This is a genomic window from Pseudoalteromonas sp. A22 (assembly GCF_018141345.1).
GTDB classification, from domain to species: domain Bacteria; phylum Pseudomonadota; class Gammaproteobacteria; order Enterobacterales; family Alteromonadaceae; genus Pseudoalteromonas; species Pseudoalteromonas maricaloris.
The window spans coordinates 3,817,481-3,839,134 of the sequence record NZ_CP047238.1 but is presented as its reverse complement, the minus strand read 5'-3'; the positions used below and the strand labels follow the sequence as shown (position 1 = coordinate 3,839,134).

18 protein-coding genes are annotated in these 21,654 nt (G+C 44.5%); 14 read left to right on the top strand and 4 right to left on the bottom strand.

Annotated elements, in window-relative coordinates:
- Positions 1-214 precede the first annotated feature (214 nt).
- The 4 genes from speA (at position 215) to GSF04_RS22205 (ending at position 5,243) form a co-directional block, all read left to right on the top strand.
- Positions 215-2,095 (top strand): biosynthetic arginine decarboxylase, encoded by a 1,881-nt coding sequence (gene speA / locus GSF04_RS22220; RefSeq protein ID WP_130165100.1) that lies wholly within the window; start codon positions 215-217, stop codon positions 2,093-2,095.
- A gap of 110 nt (positions 2,096-2,205) precedes the next feature.
- Positions 2,206-3,081 carry an acyltransferase gene (locus tag GSF04_RS22215; RefSeq protein ID WP_010378193.1) on the top strand — a complete coding sequence of 292 codons (876 nt, stop codon included), beginning with the start codon at positions 2,206-2,208 and terminating at the stop codon, positions 3,079-3,081.
- A gap of 15 nt (positions 3,082-3,096) precedes the next feature.
- Positions 3,097-4,017, top strand: coding sequence for an acetyltransferase (locus GSF04_RS22210; protein WP_211858814.1), 921 nt, complete (start codon positions 3,097-3,099; stop codon positions 4,015-4,017).
- The gene (locus GSF04_RS22205; protein WP_211858813.1) at positions 4,014-5,243 is read left to right on the top strand and encodes a mechanosensitive ion channel domain-containing protein; all 1,230 of its coding nucleotides are present in this window, start codon (positions 4,014-4,016) and stop codon (positions 5,241-5,243) included. The genes GSF04_RS22210 and GSF04_RS22205 overlap by 4 nt, the downstream gene beginning before the upstream one ends.
- A 24-nt stretch (positions 5,244-5,267) precedes the next feature.
- Here GSF04_RS22205 and chrA read toward each other — a convergent pair whose 3' ends face one another.
- A complete protein-coding gene (gene chrA, locus GSF04_RS22200; protein WP_211858812.1) occupies positions 5,268-6,398 on the bottom strand; it encodes a chromate efflux transporter in 1,131 nt (376 codons plus the stop codon).
- Positions 6,399-6,500: 102 nt separating this feature from the next.
- On the opposite strand from chrA, the gene GSF04_RS22195 reads away from it, so the two are divergent.
- Positions 6,501-7,292, top strand: coding sequence for a transporter substrate-binding domain-containing protein (locus tag GSF04_RS22195; RefSeq protein WP_249122427.1), 792 nt, complete (start codon positions 6,501-6,503; stop codon positions 7,290-7,292).
- An 83-nt stretch (positions 7,293-7,375) separates the two neighbouring features.
- Positions 7,376-8,002 (top strand): OmpA family protein, encoded by a 627-nt coding sequence (locus tag GSF04_RS22190; RefSeq protein WP_039493461.1) that lies wholly within the window; start codon positions 7,376-7,378, stop codon positions 8,000-8,002.
- A gap of 37 nt (positions 8,003-8,039) precedes the next feature.
- Here GSF04_RS22190 and GSF04_RS22185 read toward each other — a convergent pair whose 3' ends face one another.
- Positions 8,040-8,384, bottom strand: coding sequence for a rhodanese-like domain-containing protein (locus GSF04_RS22185; protein ID WP_010378206.1), 345 nt, complete (start codon positions 8,382-8,384; stop codon positions 8,040-8,042).
- A 37-nt stretch (positions 8,385-8,421) separates the two neighbouring features.
- The gene (locus GSF04_RS22180; RefSeq protein WP_083229929.1) at positions 8,422-8,574 is read right to left on the bottom strand and encodes a DUF2892 domain-containing protein; all 153 of its coding nucleotides are present in this window, start codon (positions 8,572-8,574) and stop codon (positions 8,422-8,424) included.
- 134 nt (positions 8,575-8,708) lie between these two features.
- Between GSF04_RS22180 and GSF04_RS22175 the strand changes: the two genes are divergently transcribed.
- Genes GSF04_RS22175 through GSF04_RS22165 form a run of 3 tightly spaced genes read left to right on the top strand, consistent with a single transcriptional unit; the run spans position 8,709 to position 13,371 of the window.
- Positions 8,709-9,014, top strand: coding sequence for a metalloregulator ArsR/SmtB family transcription factor (locus tag GSF04_RS22175; RefSeq protein ID WP_010378211.1), 306 nt, complete (start codon positions 8,709-8,711; stop codon positions 9,012-9,014).
- Between the two features lie 15 nt (positions 9,015-9,029).
- Entirely contained in the window at positions 9,030-12,335 is a 3,306-nt protein-coding gene (locus GSF04_RS22170; protein WP_211858810.1) for an efflux RND transporter permease subunit, read from the top strand.
- On the top strand, positions 12,325-13,371 hold the full coding sequence (locus GSF04_RS22165; protein WP_211858809.1) for an efflux RND transporter periplasmic adaptor subunit: 1,047 nt from the start codon (positions 12,325-12,327) through the stop codon (positions 13,369-13,371). The genes GSF04_RS22170 and GSF04_RS22165 overlap by 11 nt, the downstream gene beginning before the upstream one ends.
- Before the next feature lie 17 nt (positions 13,372-13,388).
- Here GSF04_RS22165 and GSF04_RS22160 read toward each other — a convergent pair whose 3' ends face one another.
- Positions 13,389-14,066 carry a nitroreductase family protein gene (locus GSF04_RS22160; protein WP_069020419.1) on the bottom strand — a complete coding sequence of 226 codons (678 nt, stop codon included), beginning with the start codon at positions 14,064-14,066 and terminating at the stop codon, positions 13,389-13,391.
- A 151-nt stretch (positions 14,067-14,217) separates the two neighbouring features.
- Here GSF04_RS22160 and GSF04_RS22155 point away from each other — a divergent pair, with 151 nt between their 5' ends.
- The 5 genes from GSF04_RS22155 to GSF04_RS22135 all read left to right on the top strand — a co-directional run bounded on the left by GSF04_RS22155 (position 14,218) and on the right by GSF04_RS22135 (position 21,632).
- Positions 14,218-15,099, top strand: a complete 882-nt coding sequence (locus tag GSF04_RS22155; protein ID WP_010378221.1) for an ABC transporter ATP-binding protein — start codon at positions 14,218-14,220, stop codon at positions 15,097-15,099.
- An 11-nt stretch (positions 15,100-15,110) separates the two neighbouring features.
- The gene (locus GSF04_RS22150; protein WP_211858808.1) at positions 15,111-18,680 is read left to right on the top strand and encodes a M1 family aminopeptidase; all 3,570 of its coding nucleotides are present in this window, start codon (positions 15,111-15,113) and stop codon (positions 18,678-18,680) included.
- A 59-nt stretch (positions 18,681-18,739) separates the two neighbouring features.
- A complete protein-coding gene (locus tag GSF04_RS22145) occupies positions 18,740-19,696 on the top strand; it encodes an ATP-binding cassette domain-containing protein (RefSeq protein ID WP_211858807.1) in 957 nt (318 codons plus the stop codon).
- On the top strand, positions 19,686-20,882 hold the full coding sequence (locus tag GSF04_RS22140) for an ABC transporter permease (protein WP_211858806.1): 1,197 nt from the start codon (positions 19,686-19,688) through the stop codon (positions 20,880-20,882). The genes GSF04_RS22145 and GSF04_RS22140 overlap by 11 nt, the downstream gene beginning before the upstream one ends.
- Before the next feature lie 87 nt (positions 20,883-20,969).
- Positions 20,970-21,632, top strand: coding sequence for a fumarylacetoacetate hydrolase family protein (locus GSF04_RS22135; protein ID WP_211858805.1), 663 nt, complete (start codon positions 20,970-20,972; stop codon positions 21,630-21,632).
- Positions 21,633-21,654: the final 22 nt, after the last annotated feature.

Below are 21,654 nucleotides of genomic sequence, written 5' to 3'. Positions count from 1 at the left end.
GTTCACACTTGATAAAAATTAAGGCAATTTTGCCAGTGCTTGCGCCTTTGCTCAATCAATTTTAGTCAACATTTTGTACTTTGCCTCATATTAGTCCTAATCAAGCATGGGCTATTTATCAGGTTTGTAAGCTAATGAAAACGCAACTTTAGGTCGCATTGACTAGCCTCGCGTATTAGAATGAAGCTTTATAAAGAATTAATTGAGAGCAGCAATGACTTGGGGTCTGCAAACAGCACGTTCTATCTATAACGTTACTCACTGGAGTGACGGCTATTTTGATATCAATGAACAGGGCCAGTTAGTGGCGTTTCCTGATGGTGATCGCACTAAGCCACCAATTCTTCTTCCAGAGTTAACTGAGCAATTTAAAGCGCAGGGGCTAACTTTGCCGGTTTTGGTGCGTTTTACCGACATTTTAAAACATCGTGTCGATACCTTGACTCAAGCATTTACTGCTGCACGAACTCAACGTGATTACCAAGGCCAGTACACTTGTGTTTATCCAATAAAAGTGAATCAGCAGCGCTCGGTTGTCAGCAAGTTATTGGCTCATCCAAGCGGTCTTGTTGGCCTTGAAGCCGGTTCTAAGCCTGAGTTGATGGCAATTTTGGGTGTGGCACACCAACCTATTACCATTGTCTGTAACGGTTACAAAGACAGTGAGTTCTTGCGTTTAGCTTGCATCGGTCAAGCGATGGGCCATCAAGTAAACATAGTCGTTGAAAAGCTCTCTGAACTGGATACCTTATTACAGGAAATCGACGATTTAGGCATTGAACCGTCGATTGGTATTCGTATTCGTCTTAATTCAGTTGGTAAAGGCAAATGGCAAAATACTGGTGGTGAAAAAGGCAAGTTTGGTCTTACTGCTAGCCAAGTGCTGCAAGCGGTTGAGCTACTTAAGTCGCATAATCGTTTGCACTTAATGCAGTTGGTACACTTCCATATCGGCTCGCAAGTTGCCAATATTCGCGATATTCAACGTGCGCTTAAAGAATGTGCGCGTCACTATGCTGAGCTATACCAACTAGGTGTTCCGCTGCGTATCGTTGATGTTGGCGGTGGCCTAGGAGTGGACTACGAAGGCTCAGGTTCTCGTAGTTCATGCTCTATGAATTATACAGTGGCGGAATACGCGAAAAATGTGGTGCATGCTTTTCATGATATTGCGGAGCTCAATAGCATTCCGCATCCGGATATTATTACTGAATCTGGCCGAGCATTAACTGCCCATCACGCGATGCTGATCACGGATGTGATCGACGTAGAAAAAGCGCCAAATCAAGTCGAACCGGTGCAACCACAAGATACCAGCCCACTAGTATTACAAGAGTTATGGCATTCGTTGTCACAATTAACCCCTCGCATGGCCTTAGAAACTTATCATGACGCTATGCACTTGTTCAGCGATGCACACGACCAATACGTGCATGGTTTGATCAGCATGCAAGAGTGGGCGCAGCTTGAACAGCTTTACTTCACGACACTTCATAAAGTGCGTGAGTGCTTAAATGAGAATGCGAGAGCACACCGAGAAGTATTAGACGACCTCAATGAAAAGCTGGCTGATAAACTGTTTGTGAACTTCTCGTTGTTCCAATCACTGCCGGATGTGTGGGGTATTGACCAGCTATTTCCGGTGATGCCTATCGACAAGCTCAATCAACCGTTGACGCAAAGGGCGATTATTCAGGACATTACCTGTGATTCTGATGGTCAAATCAACAGTTATGTTGAGGGTGCGGGTATTGAGTCAAGTCTACCCATTCCAGAGTATGTGCCGGGAGAGCAATATCACGTTGCGATGTTCTTGGTGGGGGCCTATCAAGAAATATTGGGTGATTTACATAACTTATTTGGTGACACAGACTCAGTACACGTTGAGCTTTGTGATGAGGGTTATAAACTCACTAATGCAATCAAGGGCGACAGTGTTGAAGATGTACTGCGCTTTGTTCATTATGACAAAGTGGTGCTATCTGAGAACTACGCACAGCAAGTCGCGGCCTTGTCGTTGCCAGAGTCAATTAAAGCTCAGTATCTACAAGAGTTAAACGCTGGACTTGAAGGTTATACTTACTTCGAAGATTGATTTTCAAATAGTGAAATGGAATAAATTATAGCCGACCAACTGGTCGGCTTAATTGTGTGTGATTTTCAAGGTATGATACAGCTCTGCCGTAAAACACGATGAGGGAATGAATGTCGTTTATTCGTAAAGTGATCAGCATCTTGCTGTATGCCGTTAACACTATATTTTGGTTTATACCGATCTTTATTTGTGGCTTGATTAAGCTCCTGCCCATCCCACCATTGCAAAAAGCCATGAGCTATATTGCTAAAGCGTGCGCGAGTAACTGGGTCGCGTGTAATTCAGTGAGCCAAAACCTCATTGCGCCGTATACGCTCAATGTTAGCGGATTGGATGAGCTAAAACGCAAAGACTGGTACTTGGTTATCGCTAATCACCAAAGTTGGGTGGATATCTTAGTGTTGCAGCGAGTGCTTCATGGCAAAATCCCGTTTTTGAATTTCTTTTTGAAAAAAGAGCTGCTGTACGTACCCGTGCTAGGCCTTGCTTGGTGGGCGCTCGATTTTCCTTTTATGACGCGAACCAGCAAGTCGCAATTAAAGAAAAACCCTAAATTGCGTGGTAAAGACATAGAAACGACGCGAAAAGCATGCGAAAAGTTTAAAACAATGCCAGTGAGTATTGTAAACTTCGTTGAGGGTACGCGTTACACCGAATCCAAGCATAGTAAGCAGAAAAGCCCATTCACACACCTGCTTAAACCAAAAGCGGGAGGCATCGCATTTGTGATGCAGGCCATGGGTGAGCAAATCAGCAAAGTGGTGAATGTCACCATCCATTATCCCGGTGGTGTACCAACTTTTGCAGACTTTATCGCTGGTAAAGTGAAGTCAGTAGATGTTCAGGTGGAAGTAATGCCGGTCAGTGCAAACTTGGTCGGCGACTACACGAATGATCCCGAATTTAGAGTGCGTTTCCAATCCGAATTAAACGCCTTGTGGCAAGCCAAAGATGCACAACTTGTGGAGCTTGCCGATAAAAAGTAGTAGAAGGATGTTGTGATGTTAAAACAAATACTACCTAAGTGGTTTCTCGGGCTATCGGCCAGTGTGTGGCTGCTGGTGAATACCTTTGTGTGTGGTTTATTGGTGCTATTGTTTGGCATCATAAAATTGCTTGTGCCAGTTAAGTTTATCTCTACAGCACTGCACTTTTTTTACGGTATGTGGTGTAAAGGCAACTATCTAGGTTTGCGCATCGCGTGCGACAAAATACAAGTGAGCTTGCCAAAAGAATTACACGCTCAAGGGTGGTATTTGTTAATTTCCAATCATCTTAGCTGGCTTGATATCGTTGTGCTTAGTGCCATGGAGGTACTACCTGCACCTAAATTTTTCCTAAAAGATGAATTAAAGTACGTGCCTTTCATTGGTACTGGTGCATGGGCGATGGGCATGCCATTTATGAAACGTGCGAGTAAAGCGCAGATCGCCAAAAACCCTAAGCTTAAAGGGATGGATGTAGAGCGTACCAAAGCCAGTTGTCGCAATTTTCGTGATCATCCCACAACGGTAATTAATTTTGTGGAAGGTACTCGTCATACTAAAGCCAAACATGCGCATCAAAATAGCCCGTTCAAGCATCTGCTCAAACCAAAGGCGGGTGGTGTAGCGTTTGCCCTAGAAGTGTTATCTGAGCAACTTGACGGCATGCTCAACGCGACTTTGGCTTATGAGTTAGAGGGTGAGCATATTTGCCGTGCATTTACGCTTGGACGCTTGGATGCAATTGATGTAAAAATAGACTACATTGCGATGGAGAAAGTGCCACTTGGTAACTATCAAGCCGATAAAGCTTATCGTGTACAGTTTCAATCTTTTATGAATGAAGTTTGGCAACGCAAAGATAGCCAACTCGAAACGCATTGGCTGCATTCGACTGAGCCAAATGACACGCTCAATGAGGAGCTAAAACAGCTATGAAGTTTGATCACCTTCATGATGTCGTTCAACCGTGGTTAAAAGAGTTACCGCAAGGCACTGTGATCAGTGCGTTATTCACCAACGGTGTCGCGGTTGTTGGGTTATTGTTTTTATATTGGGTGATCCGCCGTTTAGTGCTACCCAATGTAGAAAACCTCGCGCGCCATATTTCACCGCGTAAAATTGGTCACCTTGCCCCTCAGTTAAGTAAATTTAGCGGCCGCTTTGCCTTTGTATTGTGTTTACTGGTCTTTTCCGCCTACCACGAGCGTCTATTTGTCGCGCCAGCTTGGGTGTTTATCGTGATGGAAACACTGGTGTACGTTATGTTGGTGGTGGCATCTGGGTTTTTATTTAGCAGTTTAGTCAATTTAGGTAATGGCGTTTATAACCTCTTTCCATTCGCCAAAGAAGTGCCGATCCAAGGGATTATTCAAGTAATTAAGTTACTGATATTTATAGTTTGTTCTATATTGGTGGTCAGTATCTTGGTGGATAAATCACCGACTTATATTCTTTCTGGTTTTGGTGCTATCGCGGCAGTCATTATTTTGGTATTTAAAGATACGATTTTGGGATTGGTTGCGAGTATTCAAATAGCAGCCAATCGACTGGTAACCACTGGTGACTGGATCCAAGTTGACGCATTTGGTGCAGACGGCGAGGTGATAGATCTGGGTTTAAATACCGTTAGGGTACGTAACTGGGATAACACCGTCACCACCATACCAACTTATATGTTGATCTCTGATTCATTTAAAAACTGGCGTGCCATGCAAGAGTCAGCAGGACGTCGCATAAAACGCGCCATTCATATTGATTTTACTAGCATTGAGTCGTTGGCTGAGCAAAAGCGAGCGTTGCTAACCGAGCAATATCCACTACTGGAAAAGCTTGACGATGTACCAAGCGATATCACCAATTTAGGCTTATTTAGACGCTATGCAGAGGCCTACTTGAAGCAGCATGATGCCATTAATCAAGATTGTTTATGTATGGTCAGGGAGCTTGCCCCCACGCAGCATGGTTTGCCTCTGGAGTTTTACTGTTTTAGTCGCGATAAACGCTGGGTGTTTTATGAGCATCTACAAGCCGATATTTTGGACTACATGCTAAGCGTAATGCCAGCATTTGGGTTACGTCCATACCAAAGTGTGAGTGACTACTTTGGCGCACACCGCGTGAAAGTGCGCGCCGGTAGTAAACCTGACGCAACTGTAGAATAATCACCAAGGCCACAGAAAGGTGGCCTACACACTTCCAGCGATAACCCCAAACACCATAAAGGCAATAAGCAATTGCCATATCGCGGGCTTTAGCCATTTAAGTGCTGCAAAACCTAATATCACCGCGATGATATCGAGCAAACTATGCACCGCAGAAAGCCAAATTGGTTGATAAAACGCAGCGGCTAAAATTCCCACAACACCGGCATTTAAGGCCGCGCTGATGCTTGCAAACCTTGGCAATGCAATAAGTGATTGCCACTGTTGGTTAAACGCCCACATTAACAGTAGGCCCGGCAAGAAAATAGCGAGCGTTGCAATTGCTGCGCCCAAAATGGGATGGGTATTATCGACAACGGCGCCTAAAAAGCTTGCGATGGTAAACATCGGCCCTGGAATGGCTTGCGCGGCAGCATAAGCTGTTAAGAAGGTTTCTTGCGCGACTCCCTCAACACTAGTTTGTAGTAGCGGCAGCACGACGTGACCGCCGCCAAAAACTAAAGCACCTGCCTGATAAAACTCGGCAAATAGTTGATTTGGTAGCGCGGCAAAGGTTAACGCAAATAGGCCAATAAAGAGCGCAAATACAGACCAGTTGATTTGACTTTTTGATTGACTCGGTTTACTTGGCGCATTGCTGAATGAGTAAAAGTAACCCGCGATGACAAGCGTCATAAGTACACCCAATTGCGCGCTTAAATTCGGCAGCATCAACAGCGTGAATGTGGCGAAAAATGCGACGAATTTGAGTGCTGTGGTTTTACAAAAGCTTTTCGCCATACTCATTACCGCATCGGCAACGATGACAACGGCAAACAATTTCAACCCATCGATGACATTCAACGCAGTGCCCGAAAGCTGCTCAGTGGTTAATGCCAGCATGATCATGAGCAAAAAAGACGGTAGCGTAAACCCTAAGAAGGCGGCGATCCCTCCTAGTATTCCAGCTTTTTCTAAACCAATCGCGAATCCAACTTGACTAGACCCCGGTCCTGGCAGTATTTGTGACAGACTGATCATACTGGCATAGCGCTCGTTACTCAGCCATTTTAAGTTATCGACAAAGTGTTTTTTAAAGAACCCAAGGTGGGCTGCAGGTCCTCCAAAGCTCGTACATCCTAATAACAAAAACTGGTAAAATATTTTCAGAAACATAGTGTACCTTGTGATATTGTTAACCTTATATCTTCACAATTTTATATGACATATTTATGACTTTTGGCGCGAGTGCGCCTCAGTTGGATAAGTATTATGCGAATGACTTTTTTATCGCCGTGTTTACTTTTTTTGTTGGCGAACTTCTCTTGTTTTGCTCAGCAAATTAATGTCGCTGTTGATCACGCGCCACCGTATAGCATTATTGAAGACAATGGTGAAGTGCAAGGTTTAATCTTAGATATATTGGCAACGGTGCAGGCTCAGGCTAGTGTTGATTATCAAATAAATGCCGTTCCCTGTCCTTTCTCTCGCTGTATGCGGATGATAGCGCAAGGTGAGGTAGACGTCATGGGTGGCTTGATCCGTACGCCTCAACGAGAAAAGTTAATCAACTTTGTCGAACCCGCCTACATGGCGCTGACATCTTCGTTTGTGTTCTATGCTAAGCAAGACAGCGATATTCGGGTGGAACAATATACGGATCTTTATACCAAGCGGATTGCGGTGATGCGTGGCGGCGTTTTTTACCCTCGCTTTGATGAAGACCGTCAACTCAATAAAGTCCCTGTGTTTAGTGAGCAAGTGGCGTTTGATTTATTGCTTAAAGGACGTGTTGACCTTGTGATCGCAGTTGAAGACACCGCTGAGGTGGCGATGGAAGTGCTTGGTCAGCCCATTGAAAAGTTGAAAAAAGTCTCCTATCACCACGCTCAGCCGATTTATGGCCATATGGCAATGAGCAAACGCTTCAGCGGCACCGAGCTTGCGCAAACCATTCGTTTAACGATGAAGCAATTGGCTGAGAGAAAGCAGCTTGATGCTGTGGTTGCAAAATATAAACTGCCACCAGTTTCTGAGCATATAAGCGACTTAGTCCCTGCTCATCCTTAAAAAAACCAACAAGGCTTCAGCCAGAGTTAATTATTTATTGCAACAATATAGACAATCAAGTTGAAACGAACTCAGGTGGGAAGATGATTGCAAGAAATATGTTAATTGGTGCAGCCGTTGTGGTTGCTTTGTCTGGATGTGAAATGAATAACACAGGTAAAGGTGCGGCGATTGGTGCTGCAACTGGTGCGGTGTTAGGTAAGGCTACTGGTAACCACAAAGATAAGCGTCTTGCCATTGGTGCTGCGGTTGGGGCAATTGCAGGTGCCGCAATTGGTAACTATATGGACAAGCAGGAAGCCGCTTTTAACCAAGAGCTCGCGGGCACGGGGGTTGAGGTGGTTCGTGAAGGCGATCAAATGCGCTTAGTGTTGCCATCAAACATAACCTTTGCGACAGGTAAGTCAGCTATCAGCCCTGGTTTTTACAATACGCTTCAAGGCATTGCACGTGTGATGCAGCAGTACGATAAGACATTCTTAACGATTGTCGGGCATACAGACTCTACTGGTTCAGCGAGCTTCAATCAGACTTTGTCTGAACAGCGCGCGAATAGCGTAAAGCAGTATTTATTATCACAGCAGGTACTTCCTGCGCGATTATACGCAGAGGGCATGGGTGAGTCTCAGCCAATCGCGAGCAATGATACTGAGCAAGGTAAGGCACAAAACCGCCGAGTAGAAATAAAAATTATTCCAAACCGCGCATAAGAAAAGTGCAAGGAGTGCTCTGCACAGCACTCCTTTTTTATAAAGTGTCACACACCACTTCAGCTTTGCAGGTAATTACGCTGACATTGGTGTAACCGATACGTGTTAGTTGCTCTGCGGCAAAAATAGCACGGCCACCAGCAGCACAGTGTAAATAAATTGGCCTGTCTGCGTCTTTTTCCAGCTCTGGAAGCTTAAACTCTAGCAATCCTCTTGGGATATTTACCGCGCCGTTGGCTGCCTTTTGACTATGTTCAGCCGGCTCTCTCACGTCGATAACCAGACCATTGTTTTGTGCAATCTCTGATTTTGCTTGTACCGCGTCAATGCAGCGTTGATTAGGCTTTACTGTCTTTAATACATCTTGGGCAGATATCAGCATATATAGCTCCTTATTGGGTTATCGGTTTCATTATGACTCACCTTTCCTGAATGCCAAGTTTCTTCAATATAACGATCATAGGGCACCAGTTAGTAAAAGCAGACTGCACTAAATTGACACAAATAAACACGCTAAACCAAACCCAATGTGGGTTGACAAAATGTGTGAGCAGTAAAGAAATGGCAAACATAACACCAGCGATTAATCTAAGTAGAGGATGTAAGGTCATAATGAGTGTCACCTTTAATATTAGATATTTCTAATATTAGACATTGCTAATGTTTGTGTCTATACTTTAAGCGCATTTATTTTTTGGGAGTCAACATGGAACTGCAGCAAATGGCGCAAAATGCCGAACAGGCAGAAGCCTTGTTAAAGCTTATGGCGAATAAAAATCGCTTGATGATTTTGTGTGCATTGCAAAAGCAAGAGCTCAGTGTTAGCCAGCTTAATGAAATGGTGCCGTTAGCGCAGTCTGCCTTATCACAACATTTAGCCAGCATGAGAAAGGCACAAATCGTGGCGACTAGGCGTGAGGGGGCGACGATTTATTATCATGTTAAAGATAGCCGAGTCGCTGTACTACTCGATAGTTTATATCAGCTGTTCTGCGCCTCAAGTGCAGAGTAACTAGGAACGAATGAGATGCAAAAGTTAGATGGTGTCATTCGGTATGCTCTACAAGGCAGCTTGCCAACGATTATCTTCTTGTGCGCTGTGGTACTTGGATTATTTGCATTGCAAATGACACCACGAGAGGAAGAACCACAAATAGTGGTGCCTATGTTGGATATTCATGTGTCGGTACCAAATACTGCCTCACCAGAAGTAGCACGATTGGTCACCACTCCACTTGAAAAGTTACTGCTGCAAATTCCAGGCGTTGAACACGTCTATTCTACGACCCAAACCGGCGGCACGGTTGTTACTTTAAGATTTCATGTGGGTGAAGACAGAGAGAAAGCCATTCTCAACACCTACACTAAACTGTATGCCAACCAGCATACTATGCCGGGAATTGTCACTCAGTGGCAGATCCGTCCAATAGAAGTCGATGACGTTCCAATTTTGATGCTTGGACTGACAAGTTCCAAGCCGCAACTATATGATGACTACGCGCTAACGCGCTTTGCACAAGAGCTAGCTATCCAGTTACAGAGCATCGCAGACACCAGCGAGGTTTCAGTTATTACCGGGCGCACGAGAGCACTTAGGGTTGAGTTGAACTTAGCTGCGCTTGCTGCACATCAAACAACACCAATGGATGTTTTAGGTGCTATCCAAAGTAGTAATCTAGTGACACGAGTCGGGCAAGTGACGGCAGGCAGTAACACGATTGCCTTTGAATCTGGTGATGTCCTTCGTAATAAGTCGGTACTTGAAGGTCTCACGGTGAATGTAATCAATGGCCGTGCCATTGTTTTAAAAGAAGTTGCTCAGGTTATTGATGGTCCTAGTGAACCCGATAGCTATCAGTGGTTAGCAAGCAGCGACAGTCAGGCTGATGCACCATTAGTGACGATTGGCGTGGCGAAGCAAAAGGGAAGTAATGCGGTAACGGTTGCAGAGCAAAGTTTAGCGCTTGTAACCCAGCTACAACAGGAGATCCTTCCCGCTGAGGTATCGGTAAAAGTACTAAGAAACTATGGCGAGACGGCCAATGACAAAGTCAATAATCTTACCTCTAGCTTGGCCTTTGCGGTATTTACCGTTGTGATATTTGTCGGTGTATTTTTAGGTTGGCGGCCTGCCATCGTTGTTGGTCTTGCAGTGCCAATTTGCTATGGCATTACACTTGGGTTGGACTTTGCGTTTGGTTACACCATTAATCGGGTCACCTTGTTTGCGCTTATTTTGTCGCTGGGATTGTTAGTCGATGACCCAATCACTGGGATCGATAATATTAGCCGCTTTATTCATCGCGGCGCGGCAGCTGACACAGATCATAACATTGTCGCTGCTATGGTCGAGATCAAATCTGCGCTTTTGATGTCAACGTTAACTATCATCATGGCGTTTATTCCATTGGCATTTATTACTGGCATGATGGGCCCATATATGGCACCCATGGCATTTAACGTCCCCATTAGTGTCATTGCCTCGACGTTAGTGGCTTTTTTAGTGACGCCTTGGCTGTCTAAAAAGTTACTCAAAGCGGATACAAAAACAAGTGAAGTCGCGCCTCAAGACTCGTACTACAGCAAAATCATGCTGCCAATTTTACAAAACCCCCGCAAAGCCAAGTGGTTATTATGGGGCGTGTTAGGGTTATTTGTTGCGAGTGTGAGCCTCCCTATTTTTAGAGCCGTACCACTGAAATTGCTGCCGTTTGACAATAAAAGTGAAATCCAAGTACTGATAGATATGCCCGAGGGAACCAGCCTTGAGCAAACGGCCGCAATGACGAGGCAAGTACAGCAAATCGTTTGGTCAGAAGCTGAAGTGACCGACATCGCCGCTTTTGTCGGTAAGCCTTCCAGTATGGATTTTAATGGTATGGTGCGAGGCTATTATCGTCGTAGTGGTACGCATCTTGCCGAACTTAGAGTTTTACTGGTGGATAAGCGTGAACGCGAACATCAATCTCACGCCATCGTCATGCGACTGCGTGAAAAGCTTCAGCCTTTTAACCAAACTTTGACGCAAGTAAAAGTGGTGGAAGTGCCACCGGGACCTCCGGTATTAAGTACACTCGTTGCTGAGGTTTATGCAGATCCGTTTGTTGCTCGTGATACGCAAGAGCAAGCAGCCCAGAGGTTAGCGCATCGTTTAAGGCAGGAGCCACATGTGGTTGAGGTTGACACCTCAATGGTTTCGCCAACATGGTTAAAGCGGTTTGTAGTTGATAAACAAAAGGCCGCGTTATCAGGTGTGGCCACAGAGGATATTAATCAATCTTTAGTGGTTGCAAGCAGCGGCATGTCAGCAGGCTTTTTATATACTCAAGGTGAGGTCGCAACGGTGCCCATCGAGTTAGGTGTGAGTTACGCGCAGCGTAATCAATGGCAAAACGTATTGGCGATGCAAGTTCGTGGTCGTCAGGAGTTGGCTAAAACCACTCAAGAATATGGTTTAGAGCAGGCTGCGAGGCCCCTTGTAGCGATTGGTGAACTGGGCGAATTAACATCTATCCCTACGGCTCCCGTGATCCTTCGAAAAGACCTACAAGAAGTGATTTATGTGTTTGCGGAGCTAAATGGCCGTACCCCAGCTGAGGTGATTGCCGATGTGGTTGCGGATGAAAACCAACAGGTAACGCCGAGCAATTGGACGTCTCGTACCTTTTTACACAGTGGCGGTGGAGTCACTTGGTCGATGTTAGAAGGAACCCACTATACCTTTAAAGGCGAAGGTGAGTGGCGCATTACCATAGATGTATTTAGGGATATGGGGATCGCATTTGCATTTGCACTGGTGGCGATATTTATCATCCTGCGGATACAAACGGCATCTAGTAGCTTATCACTTATCATTATGTCGGCTATTCCACTCACTATGATAGGGATTATGCCGGGCTTTTGGTTGCTCAATCAATTTGGTGAGCGTGTGATTGCAGGTGCGCCAGAGCCTGTGTTATTTACAGCGACCGCGATGATAGGGATGATAGCGCTGGCCGGAATCGTGGTGAGAAATTCCCTGATTTTGGTGGAGTTTATTAATCAGTCTCGTGCGGCTGGTATGGCACTTATCGACGCATTGATTGCGGCGGGAAGTGTAAGAATGCGACCGGTATTACTTACTGCAGGCACGACGTTATTAGGCAACTTGGTGATTATCTTAGATCCCGTTTTTAGTGGCCTCGCCCTTGCTATTATCTTCGGGATCATTGCTTCAACGTTATTTTCACTGCTGGTCGTGCCTATCGTTTACTACTTAGTATTCAAATCATCATCGACACCTAATCAATCTCTTAATGCCTTATCAGTTCAGGAGTCTTCTCATGTCTCGTAATAAAATCGCTATTCCTGTTCTTGCTATTTTTTGCCTATTATTGATGGTCGTATGGCTTGCTGGTGGATTCCAAAATAAGCTAGCTCCTGGTAATAAGTCTGAACTTCCAGCCTATCAAGGCGCACGTTATACCGTGCAAAAGTCGCTGATTGCGATGATTGAACAAGTGCCTGCGAGCGTAGTCGCAAAAGAAAATACGTTAGTGTCCAGTCGGTTATTGGCGGAGCTTAAAACGCTTAACGTCAGAGCTGGTGATAAAGTCACTGCGGGACAGCTGATAGCAACACTCGATGATGCCGAGCTTAAAGCAGAGCTGCAAAGAGTGGCGGCGCAGCAAGCGGCGAATTCAGCCAAGCTAGATCAAGCAACTAAGCAGTTAGTACGCAATAAATCTCTTAATGGAAAAGGGCTTATTGCGATTAACCAAGTGGATGAGTGGCAAGCCACAGTGAACGAGTTACAAGCGCAAGATAAGGCATTGCAAGAGGCGTATCGCAGTGCAGAAGTCGCGCTGGGTTACACGCAAATCACAGCCCCTATTTCGGGTAAAGTGGTAGCGCGCTTACAAGAGCCGGGCAGCATGGTTAGCCCCGGTGGCGCCATTATTTCGCTATTCAATCCGTTACAATTGCAGATTGAAGCGCCAATTCGCGAGAGCCAAGTTAAGTATATTCAGTTAGGAAGCGAGATTAAGGTGCGCATACCTGCGCTAGACATAAGCCAAACCGCACGTGTGTCGGAAATGGTGCCAATTGCCGACAGCCAAGCGCGCAGCTTTATTATTAAATTGGATATGCCTTTGCTGAAAAATGTGGTGCCTGGCATGTACGCGCTGGTTGAGCTTGTGCTTGGCGAGCAGGCGGTTATCCAAATTCCAACGAATATGATCAGCAAGTATGGTCAATTGGCGATGGTTGAAGTAATAGAAAGTGGCCAGCTTCACAAACGCTATCTCAGGTTGGGCGAAGAGACTGGTAATAAAACGATTGTTATCAGTGGCCTAAACGAAGGCGATCAGCTAGCTGTACAGCGATAGTTAGCTGATCCAAACTTTTAAATAAACGAAGCGATTTCGGCGAGTGATTTTTTCACTGTTGCGTGCTCTGGAATAGTTGCATCTTCACTTGGATAGCCCGCAATCAATAACATATAAGGACGTTCGTTATCTTTATCTCTGCCGCACAACTCGCTTAAAAAGCTCATAGGTTTAGGAGTATGGGTCAGTGTGGCTAGTCCTGCATTATGCAGGGCTTGGATAAGAAACCCAGTAGCTATCCCAACCGATTCATGGACATAGTAGTTGGTATTTTTGTCTTCCGCGTGGATCCCACCTTTTTTCTGACTAAAAATAGCGATAAGCCAGGGTGCATGTTCTAAGTAGGGCTTTTGTGCATCTGTGCCCAAAGGTTTTAACGCGTCCAACCACTCATCTCCGGCACGGCCTTGGTAAAACGAGCGCTCGAGGTCTTCGGCTGCAGCTCGGATCTGCTTTTTCTTTTCTGCGCTGCCAATCGCTACGAAATGCCATGGCTGATGATTTGCACCACTGGGGGCTGTGCCCGCTGCTTTGATACAGGTTTCGATGATTTCTTGCGGTACTGAGCGGTCGCTAAAAGCACGGATGCTATGACGTCTCTTACTGTTTTCCAAGAATGCTTCCGCGCGACTTAGCATTTCTTCGTGAGGGTATTCAATAAAATCCGTCAGTGGGTGGTTGGCGTGATCTTGCATGTTAGTTTTCCTTGGGTTTTGTAAACTAAGAACGTTTCTTAGTGTTTCAGTGTTTACTTTTATTTGCAATTGATATGTTTATGTTAATTGTCACTAACCTAGGTAAATGTTATAAAAAGGACAATAATAAAAATCCGGAAAGGAAATAAAAATGCTCGAAATATCAGGACTTTCAAAAACCTATGATAATGGTGTTCATGCTTTGAGAGGTGTAAACCTGACTATTCCAAAGGGAATGTTTGGGTTACTCGGACCCAATGGCGCTGGAAAATCATCGTTGATGCGCACGATTGCTACATTACAGTCGGCGGATGCTGGCACCATACAGTTCGATGGTGTGAATGTCTTAAAAGAGCCCAAAGCTCTCCGTGCTCGTCTAGGCTATCTGCCGCAAGATTTCGGTGTTTACCAACGTGTTAGTGCGTATGATTTATTGGATCATATGGCAATTTTAAAAGGGTTGAATAATAAAAAAGAACGTAAAGAAGCCGTGGACGGATTGCTCGCACAAACTAACTTATATGATCACCGTAAAAATGCGGTAAGCGGATTTTCTGGAGGTATGCGTCAACGCTTTGGTATTGCACAGGCACTGCTTGGCGACCCTGATTTACTCATTGTGGATGAACCGACGGCGGGACTAGACCCAGAAGAACGTAATCGTTTTCACAACCTACTCGTTGGCTTAGGTGAGAGTAAAGTAGTTATCTTATCGACGCATATCGTGGAGGATGTATCTGAGCTATGTCCGAATATGGCCGTACTGGCGAGCGGACAAATTTTACTTGAAGGTAATCCAATTGCGCTCACCGAGCAGCTACAGGGGAAAATCTGGCGTAAGTCGGTCACACTTGCAGAAGCGAAAGAAGTAGAGCAAAACTTACCGGTTATTTCTAAGCGATTATTTGCGGGACAGACCTTACTTAACGTATTTGCAGATCAAGCACCTGAAGGTTTTGAAGCGGTACCTGCCGATTTAGAGGACGTCTATTTTTCTACTCTGCATACTCATCGAAATAATCAAGCAGCGTAAGGAGTAGGCAGATGCTATTTAAAATGATGCGTTTTGAGCTGCGGTATTTTGTCCGTCAGCCTTCCTTTTATGTGACTTCTCTGATTCTATTTTTGCTCACCTTTTTTGCCTCAGTTTCGGACTCGGTACAGATTGGTGGTGGCAGTAACGTCAATGTAAACTCGCCCTTTGCCATCTTACAAACCGTTGCCATCATGACCATTTTTTCCATCTTTTTGGTGGTTAACTTTGTTGGTAGTGCGGTGATAAGAGACGATCAAAGTAAGTTCAGTGAACTTATTTTGAGTAAGCCCTTGCACTTAGCGCAATATCGATTGGGTCGTTTTCTCGGTGCATATCTTGTCACCTTGTTAGTATTTTCAATGTGTTTAGTGGGGATCTGGGTAGGTTCTGGTATCGGCGGATTAGTCGGTTGGTTGGATACCGAACTGATTGGGCCTAATAAACTCAACTATTACCTAACGCCACTATTTGTCATCGCGGCCCCGTCACTGTTTTTTATGGCGAGCCTATTTGCGCTGGTGGCGCAAAAATTTAGAACCATGATAGCAATGTACTTAGTTGCTGTGGGTTTGTTTGTGACTTATCTTGTGGCAAATAGTATTTTTTCAGATATTGAATACCGTACTATTGCTGCGTATGTAGACATGTTTGGCCTATCAGCTATTTCGGCGCAATCAGAATATTGGACCATTGCAGATCGCAATACGTCAGTCATAAGCCTGGTTGATGAACTGCTCTATAACCGCTTAATTTGGATGTCAGTTGCACTGCTCAGTTTAGGTGCTTTAGCCTTAAATACTTCTCATTATTTACCGCAAAAACAAAAAACCAAGAGTAAAGCCAAAGAAGATGGTAGCCAGGCGTCGGCATTGCTGAATCGTTTTGATTTTAAAGCGAGCGTAGGTAGTAGTTGGGTGCACTTTTGCACCAGAACCACTTTTGAAGTAAAGCAAGTGCTTAAAAGCTATCCATTCTTAGTGTTATTAATTTTGGCGGTGGCAACCTTAATACCTGCATTGGTTGGCTCATTTAATTGGTATGGCACAGAAGTATGGCCAGTGACCTTTAGAATGGTGGAGCTTATCCACGGCAGCTTCTGGCAATTGTTGGTCATTGTGTTGGTGTATTACAGCGCTGAGCTGGTATGGCATGACCGTGATTCGCGAATGGGAGATATTGTTGACTCTTATCCTGTTGCAAACTGGGTATTTTGGGGCTCTAAATATATCGCTCTAGTTGCGGTGATGACGCTGCTATGTGTATTTGGTAGCTTGATAACCATTAGCTATCAATTATTGTCGGGTGTGACACAGATAGATCTCGCCCAGTATATTGTGCGCTTGGGATATTTATATGTGTTAGGTTTTGCCTTCCAAACCACCTTAGCATTTTTGATACAGGTGATGAGTCCAAGCAAATATATGGGTATGGGAATATATGTCGTTTACTTCATTATTTCGATAGTCCTGAGCAACTTTGGCTTTGAGCACAATATGTACCACTTAGGTGAAACTTCCTCAGTGCCGTACTCAGATATTAATGGTTATGGTCATTTCCTTAGTGCGGCACATTGGTACAATTTGTACTGGTTTGGTTTTAGCATGATGTTAGCGACACTAAGCTATGCACTTTGGCCTCGTGGTGCGGGGCAAACGCTGAAAGCACGCATTGCACTGATGGGCTATCAGTTAGGTAATGCAGGTAAAGCATTATTAGCTTGTGGTGCTTTAATATTCGTGGGTAGTGGCAGCTACATTTACTACAACACGCAAGTGGTCAATGAGTTTATTACGCAAGATGAAGCTGAAGATATCGCAGAGCAATATGAGCAACAATTTGCCCAGTATCGAGATGACCCTGTACCAGTCACGTTAGATGTACAGCTCAATGCTGAGATATTTCCAAAGACACGTCGTATTGAAGCGCAAGTAAAGCTGTTGGTTGAAAACCGCTCAGATAAAGAGATTACTCGCTTCTTGGTCAATAAACCTGATCATACTTTAGCGTGGCAAGTGGAAATGGCTGGCGCTACGCTTGGTGAAGAGGATAAAACCTTTAAGCACGCTTGGCTTGAGCTTTCACAACCAATGACACCGGGTGAGCAGCGTGAAATTACGATGTCAGTTGTACGGCAAACGCTTGGCTTTGTAGATAGAGGCAATGATGAAACCTTAGTGAATAATGGTACCTTCATCGATAACACGACCTTGTTCCCGACATTTGGTTATAGCATCTATAAGCAAATTCAAGACAAAAGTGAGCGTCGTCAGCGCGGCCTTGAACCACTAAAACGTGGTAATAAGATTGAAGAAACACACTATCATCATGAACCATTATTTGCGGAAAATTTCGTCACATTCGCCGCAACGGTGACGACGGATGAATCGCAAGTTGCGATGGTGCCAGGCTATTTGCAATCGAAACACAGCAAGGACGGCCGCACGACCTATGTCTATGAAATGGATGCTCCAATGCTGCACTTCTATAACATCTTGTCGATGGATCTTGAGGTGAAACAGGAAGAATACAAAGGCATTGCGCTCGAGGTTTACTACCATAAAGATCATGCTTGGAATGTAGACACCATGCTGCAGTCGACTAAAGACTCTATTGATTATTTCACTCGAGAGTTTGGGCCTTACCAACATAAGCAAATGCGTATAATTGAGTTTCCTCGTTACCGAGACTTTGCGCAAAGTTTTGCCAATACAGTGCCGTACTCGGAAAATATTGGATTTTTAACGGACACCCGTAATACTGACAATATCAATGTACCTTACTATGTGACGTCACATGAGCTGGCACACCAGTGGTGGGCGCATCAGGTGATTGGTGCTAATGTGGAGGGGTCAAATATCCTGTCGGAAATGTTGTCGCAGTATTCTGCCATTATGGTGATGAAAGAAAAGTACGGCGAGCATAATCTCCGTAAATTCTTGAAGTATGAACTAGACACCTATTTAAGTGGACGAGGTTCTGATCCGTATGAAGAGCGGGCGTTATCCAGAACAATCGGTCAGCAATATATTCACTACAATAAAGGCTCTGTTGTGATGTTAGCGCTGCACGATTTACTTGGAGAAACGCGACTCAATAGCGCATTAAGAAGCTTCTTAAATGACTATCGTTTTAGAACAGATATCTACCCAACGACACTCGACTTTTTGACTTACTTGAAAGCGGGGGCTTCAGAGCAAGAACAGGTATTTATCGAAGATCAATTCAATGCGATTACGTTGTATGAGCTTAAGCTTGCGGGTGTTGAAGTGCAAGAAGCGACGCAAGCGGGAGAGCTACATACGGTGACCTTAACGGTTGAGGCGGCGAAAAAGCATGCAGATGGTGAAGGTAACGAAGAAGAAATCCCGCTTAATCAAGAGATTGATATAGCTTTATTCTCTGCTGATCCTAACAACATTCAAAGTGACGAAACGCTGTTATATCTACAAAAGCACGCGATCACATCGGGTGAAAATAAGATTGAGTTGAAAGTAACAGAGTTACCGAAATTTGCGGGAGTTGATCCGTTTGTAAAACTGATTGATAAGAAAACCGCCGATAACATCAAGGCACTCTAATCGATACATGGTAGGAGAGGGCTTTTTCGAAAGCCCTCATTTGTTTTTAAAGGAAAGTTATGCCAGATTTATTGCAAGTAACAGGAGTGTCGAAGCAATATGTTTCGGTAAAAGCAGTAGACAATCTAAGTCTTAGCGTTAAACAAGGTGAGATCTTTGCATTACTGGGTCCCAATGGTGCGGGTAAATCATCCCTTGTGAGAATGTTGGTTGGATTTACCTATCCAGATAGCGGCACAATCGCTGTGAATATTGATGGGCAAGCATATCAATCAATCCCCCATCAAAGTTTAGGTTATCTCCCTGAAGATCGAGGGCTGTACGCTGAAAAAACTGTGCAGCAGAATTTGCTCTATTTTGCCAAGCTACGCGGTGTTGAGAAAAACGCAGCGCTAGCACAGATTGAGTCTTGGCTAACGCAGTTTGACTTAAGTGATAGAGCGCATGAGCGGTTGAAATCGTTGTCAAAAGGCAATCAGCAAAAAGTACAGTTAATATCGGCAGTGTTGCACAAACCCAAGGTTGTATTGCTTGATGAGCCTTTCTCTGGTCTTGACCCCATCAACCAAGAAAAGGTGGTGGTGTTTTTAGAAGCGTTAAAAGCGCAAGGCATGACCGTTATTTTAAGCGCACATCAGATGGCGATGGTAGAAAAGCTTGCCGATCGAATGCTGTTAATGAATCACGGGCAAGCTGTGCTTTATGGCACATTAGCCGAAATAAAACAGGACGTTGGTGTTGGCATCGATATCACAGTGAGTTTCAGTGAGGCAACGAACTACGCAGCGCTCAATTTTGGTAACTACAAGGTCGCGTGTACTCAATTAAGTCAGAGTAAAATTAAGTTTGAGTTGAGTGACTCCTCAGAGCTTAATTTACTGCTCGCCGATTTGTCTAAATCAACGACTTTGCAAGGAATAGAAACCAAAACGATGGACTTGCATCAACTCTATCTTAAAGCAATCGAGTCTCATCAAGGCAAAGTGCAATCTCAGGAGCATGCCCATGTCTCATAAGCTGCAACAGATACTGCAAGTGACCAAATGGGAGTTTATGTACTTTTTTAAACTCAAGCAGGAGCTGATCGGTAAAGCAATTATGCTGGCGATAGGCTTGCTTATCTATTTTTGGCAAAGCACTTCGTTTTTTGAACCTGAGCAATATGTTATCGCAACACCGTCCGCCATGAACTTAACTCAGTTACCTGAGCCTTTGCTTCTAAAGCGAGTTGATGCTTCAAAAGCTGAACTTCTGACTCAGTTAGAACAAGAGGAAATTGACGGTATTTTGATACTTCAAGCCCAAGCGGGTGAGGCGTTACAGTTTGAACTGATTACCACAGGTAAGATGTCTTGGCAGAATGAAGTTGAGGTAGCGCTTACGCAGTTTTACAGCAACGAACTCGCACAGAGCTTTAATTTATCTGCGGCTCAGCTTGCCTTGTTACAGCAACCTGTGAGCGTTTCCAATCAATACACAAAGGATGCGGTTAAGGAGGCGCACAACCAGTCTTCGATGACCGCATTTGGCGTGATGCTATTGATGTTCATCGGTATTTTTACGTCATTTGGACAGATCTTCGTGTCTATCACCGGAGAAAAGCAGCAGCGTGTTACCGAGCAATTATATTCTTGTATGAGTGCGCAAACTTGGATTGACGGCAAAATATTTGGTCAAATGCTCCATTGTCTAAAGGCTATGTTAAGTACGTTATTTTCATTTTTGTTGGCGATGGCTTTTATACAAGTCGTTGTAAAAAACGAAGCCTTGGACTTTACGATGATAGACTTTGCAATGTTGCCTTGGTTTACCCTGTTTGCGATAGTAGGTCTTTATATGGCAACAGCCTTTATGGCAGCAATAGCCGCAGCTATTGACGATCCTAACCATAGTGGCAAGACAGGATTTATGATGATCCCTATATTGCCAATTGTTATCGCGTTTATGATTGTTGATAGTCCAAGCAGCCTTGCCGTGGATATTTTGAGTCTTTTCCCGCTTACCGCATTTGTGGTGATGCCAGTAAAAATGGCGTTAATTGAAGTACCCATTTGGCAAGTGTTATGTGCGTTGGTCAGCGCATTACTTGGTTGCTACCTTATCCGTGTCGCTGCGGGACGATTGTTTAAAGCGGGTATGGTGATGTATGGCAAGGAACCCTCAATTAAGGATATGGTGCGCTGGGTCTGTAAACCGGAATAATACAGTTTATATGATAACTTGCTAGCACAACGCTTTGGTTATGGTACGCTCCATAACCGGAGCTTATGGCAGTACAGAGAGGGTAAAATGTATCAACATATTGATAATGAAAACAATAAAATAAGTCTACCAGCGGGAAAAATCGTTTGTGTTGGTAGAAACTACGTAGCGCATGCCAAAGAGCTAGATAATCCCATTCCAAGCAGTCCGCTGTTGTTTATCAAACCAGCAACGAGCTTAGCACCATTTAATAATAAAATGATGTTGGACGCCGCACTTGGCGAACATCATTATGAGGCCGAGCTTGCACTATTAGTAGGCACCAAAATTGATGCAAAAACCCCTGCGCCTCTCAAGCATATCGCTGGAATTGGGCTGGCACTCGATTTGACATTACGAGACTTGCAAAGTGAGCTAAAAGCACAAGGGCACCCATGGGAGCGGGCAAAGGCCTATGATAATAGTTGCCCAATGACGCCTTTTGTACCATGTGATGAAAACACCTTTGCTGAGTGTATTGAATATCGTTTTTGGCAAAATGGAGAGCTTAAACAGCATGGCGATTCTAGCTTAATGATTTTTCCAATCACTGAGTTGCTAAAGGACATTGCTCGCTACTTTACGCTTCAGCCAGGAGATATTGTCTTAACAGGAACACCAAAAGGGGTGGGGAGCCTAGCGCATGGCGATGAACTTACGCTACAGCTGAAAAGCCATACTCCTTGGCATGGCAAAGTTGCGATAGATTAGATTCTCGCTTTTATGTACATCG

Coding starts and splice junctions, on each gene's coding strand:
- GSF04_RS22150 (WP_211858808.1), top strand. CDS start 15,111: ATGCTATTTAAAATGATGCGTTTTGAGCTGCGGTATTTTGTCCGTCAG.
- GSF04_RS22145 (WP_211858807.1), top strand. CDS start 18,740: ATGCCAGATTTATTGCAAGTAACAGGAGTGTCGAAGCAATATGTTTCG.
- GSF04_RS22160 (WP_069020419.1), bottom strand. CDS start 14,066: ATGCAAGATCACGCCAACCACCCACTGACGGATTTTATTGAATACCCT.
- chrA (WP_211858812.1), bottom strand. CDS start 6,398: ATGTTTCTGAAAATATTTTACCAGTTTTTGTTATTAGGATGTACGAGC.
- GSF04_RS22155 (WP_010378221.1), top strand. CDS start 14,218: ATGCTCGAAATATCAGGACTTTCAAAAACCTATGATAATGGTGTTCAT.
- GSF04_RS22175 (WP_010378211.1), top strand. CDS start 8,709: ATGGAACTGCAGCAAATGGCGCAAAATGCCGAACAGGCAGAAGCCTTG.
- GSF04_RS22135 (WP_211858805.1), top strand. CDS start 20,970: ATGTATCAACATATTGATAATGAAAACAATAAAATAAGTCTACCAGCG.
- GSF04_RS22210 (WP_211858814.1), top strand. CDS start 3,097: ATGTTAAAACAAATACTACCTAAGTGGTTTCTCGGGCTATCGGCCAGT.
- GSF04_RS22180 (WP_083229929.1), bottom strand. CDS start 8,574: ATGTTTGCCATTTCTTTACTGCTCACACATTTTGTCAACCCACATTGG.
- GSF04_RS22185 (WP_010378206.1), bottom strand. CDS start 8,384: ATGCTGATATCTGCCCAAGATGTATTAAAGACAGTAAAGCCTAATCAA.
- GSF04_RS22165 (WP_211858809.1), top strand. CDS start 12,325: ATGTCTCGTAATAAAATCGCTATTCCTGTTCTTGCTATTTTTTGCCTA.
- speA (WP_130165100.1), top strand. CDS start 215: ATGACTTGGGGTCTGCAAACAGCACGTTCTATCTATAACGTTACTCAC.
- GSF04_RS22140 (WP_211858806.1), top strand. CDS start 19,686: ATGTCTCATAAGCTGCAACAGATACTGCAAGTGACCAAATGGGAGTTT.
- GSF04_RS22205 (WP_211858813.1), top strand. CDS start 4,014: ATGAAGTTTGATCACCTTCATGATGTCGTTCAACCGTGGTTAAAAGAG.
- GSF04_RS22215 (WP_010378193.1), top strand. CDS start 2,206: ATGTCGTTTATTCGTAAAGTGATCAGCATCTTGCTGTATGCCGTTAAC.
- GSF04_RS22195 (WP_249122427.1), top strand. CDS start 6,501: ATGACTTTTTTATCGCCGTGTTTACTTTTTTTGTTGGCGAACTTCTCT.
- GSF04_RS22190 (WP_039493461.1), top strand. CDS start 7,376: ATGATTGCAAGAAATATGTTAATTGGTGCAGCCGTTGTGGTTGCTTTG.
- GSF04_RS22170 (WP_211858810.1), top strand. CDS start 9,030: ATGCAAAAGTTAGATGGTGTCATTCGGTATGCTCTACAAGGCAGCTTG.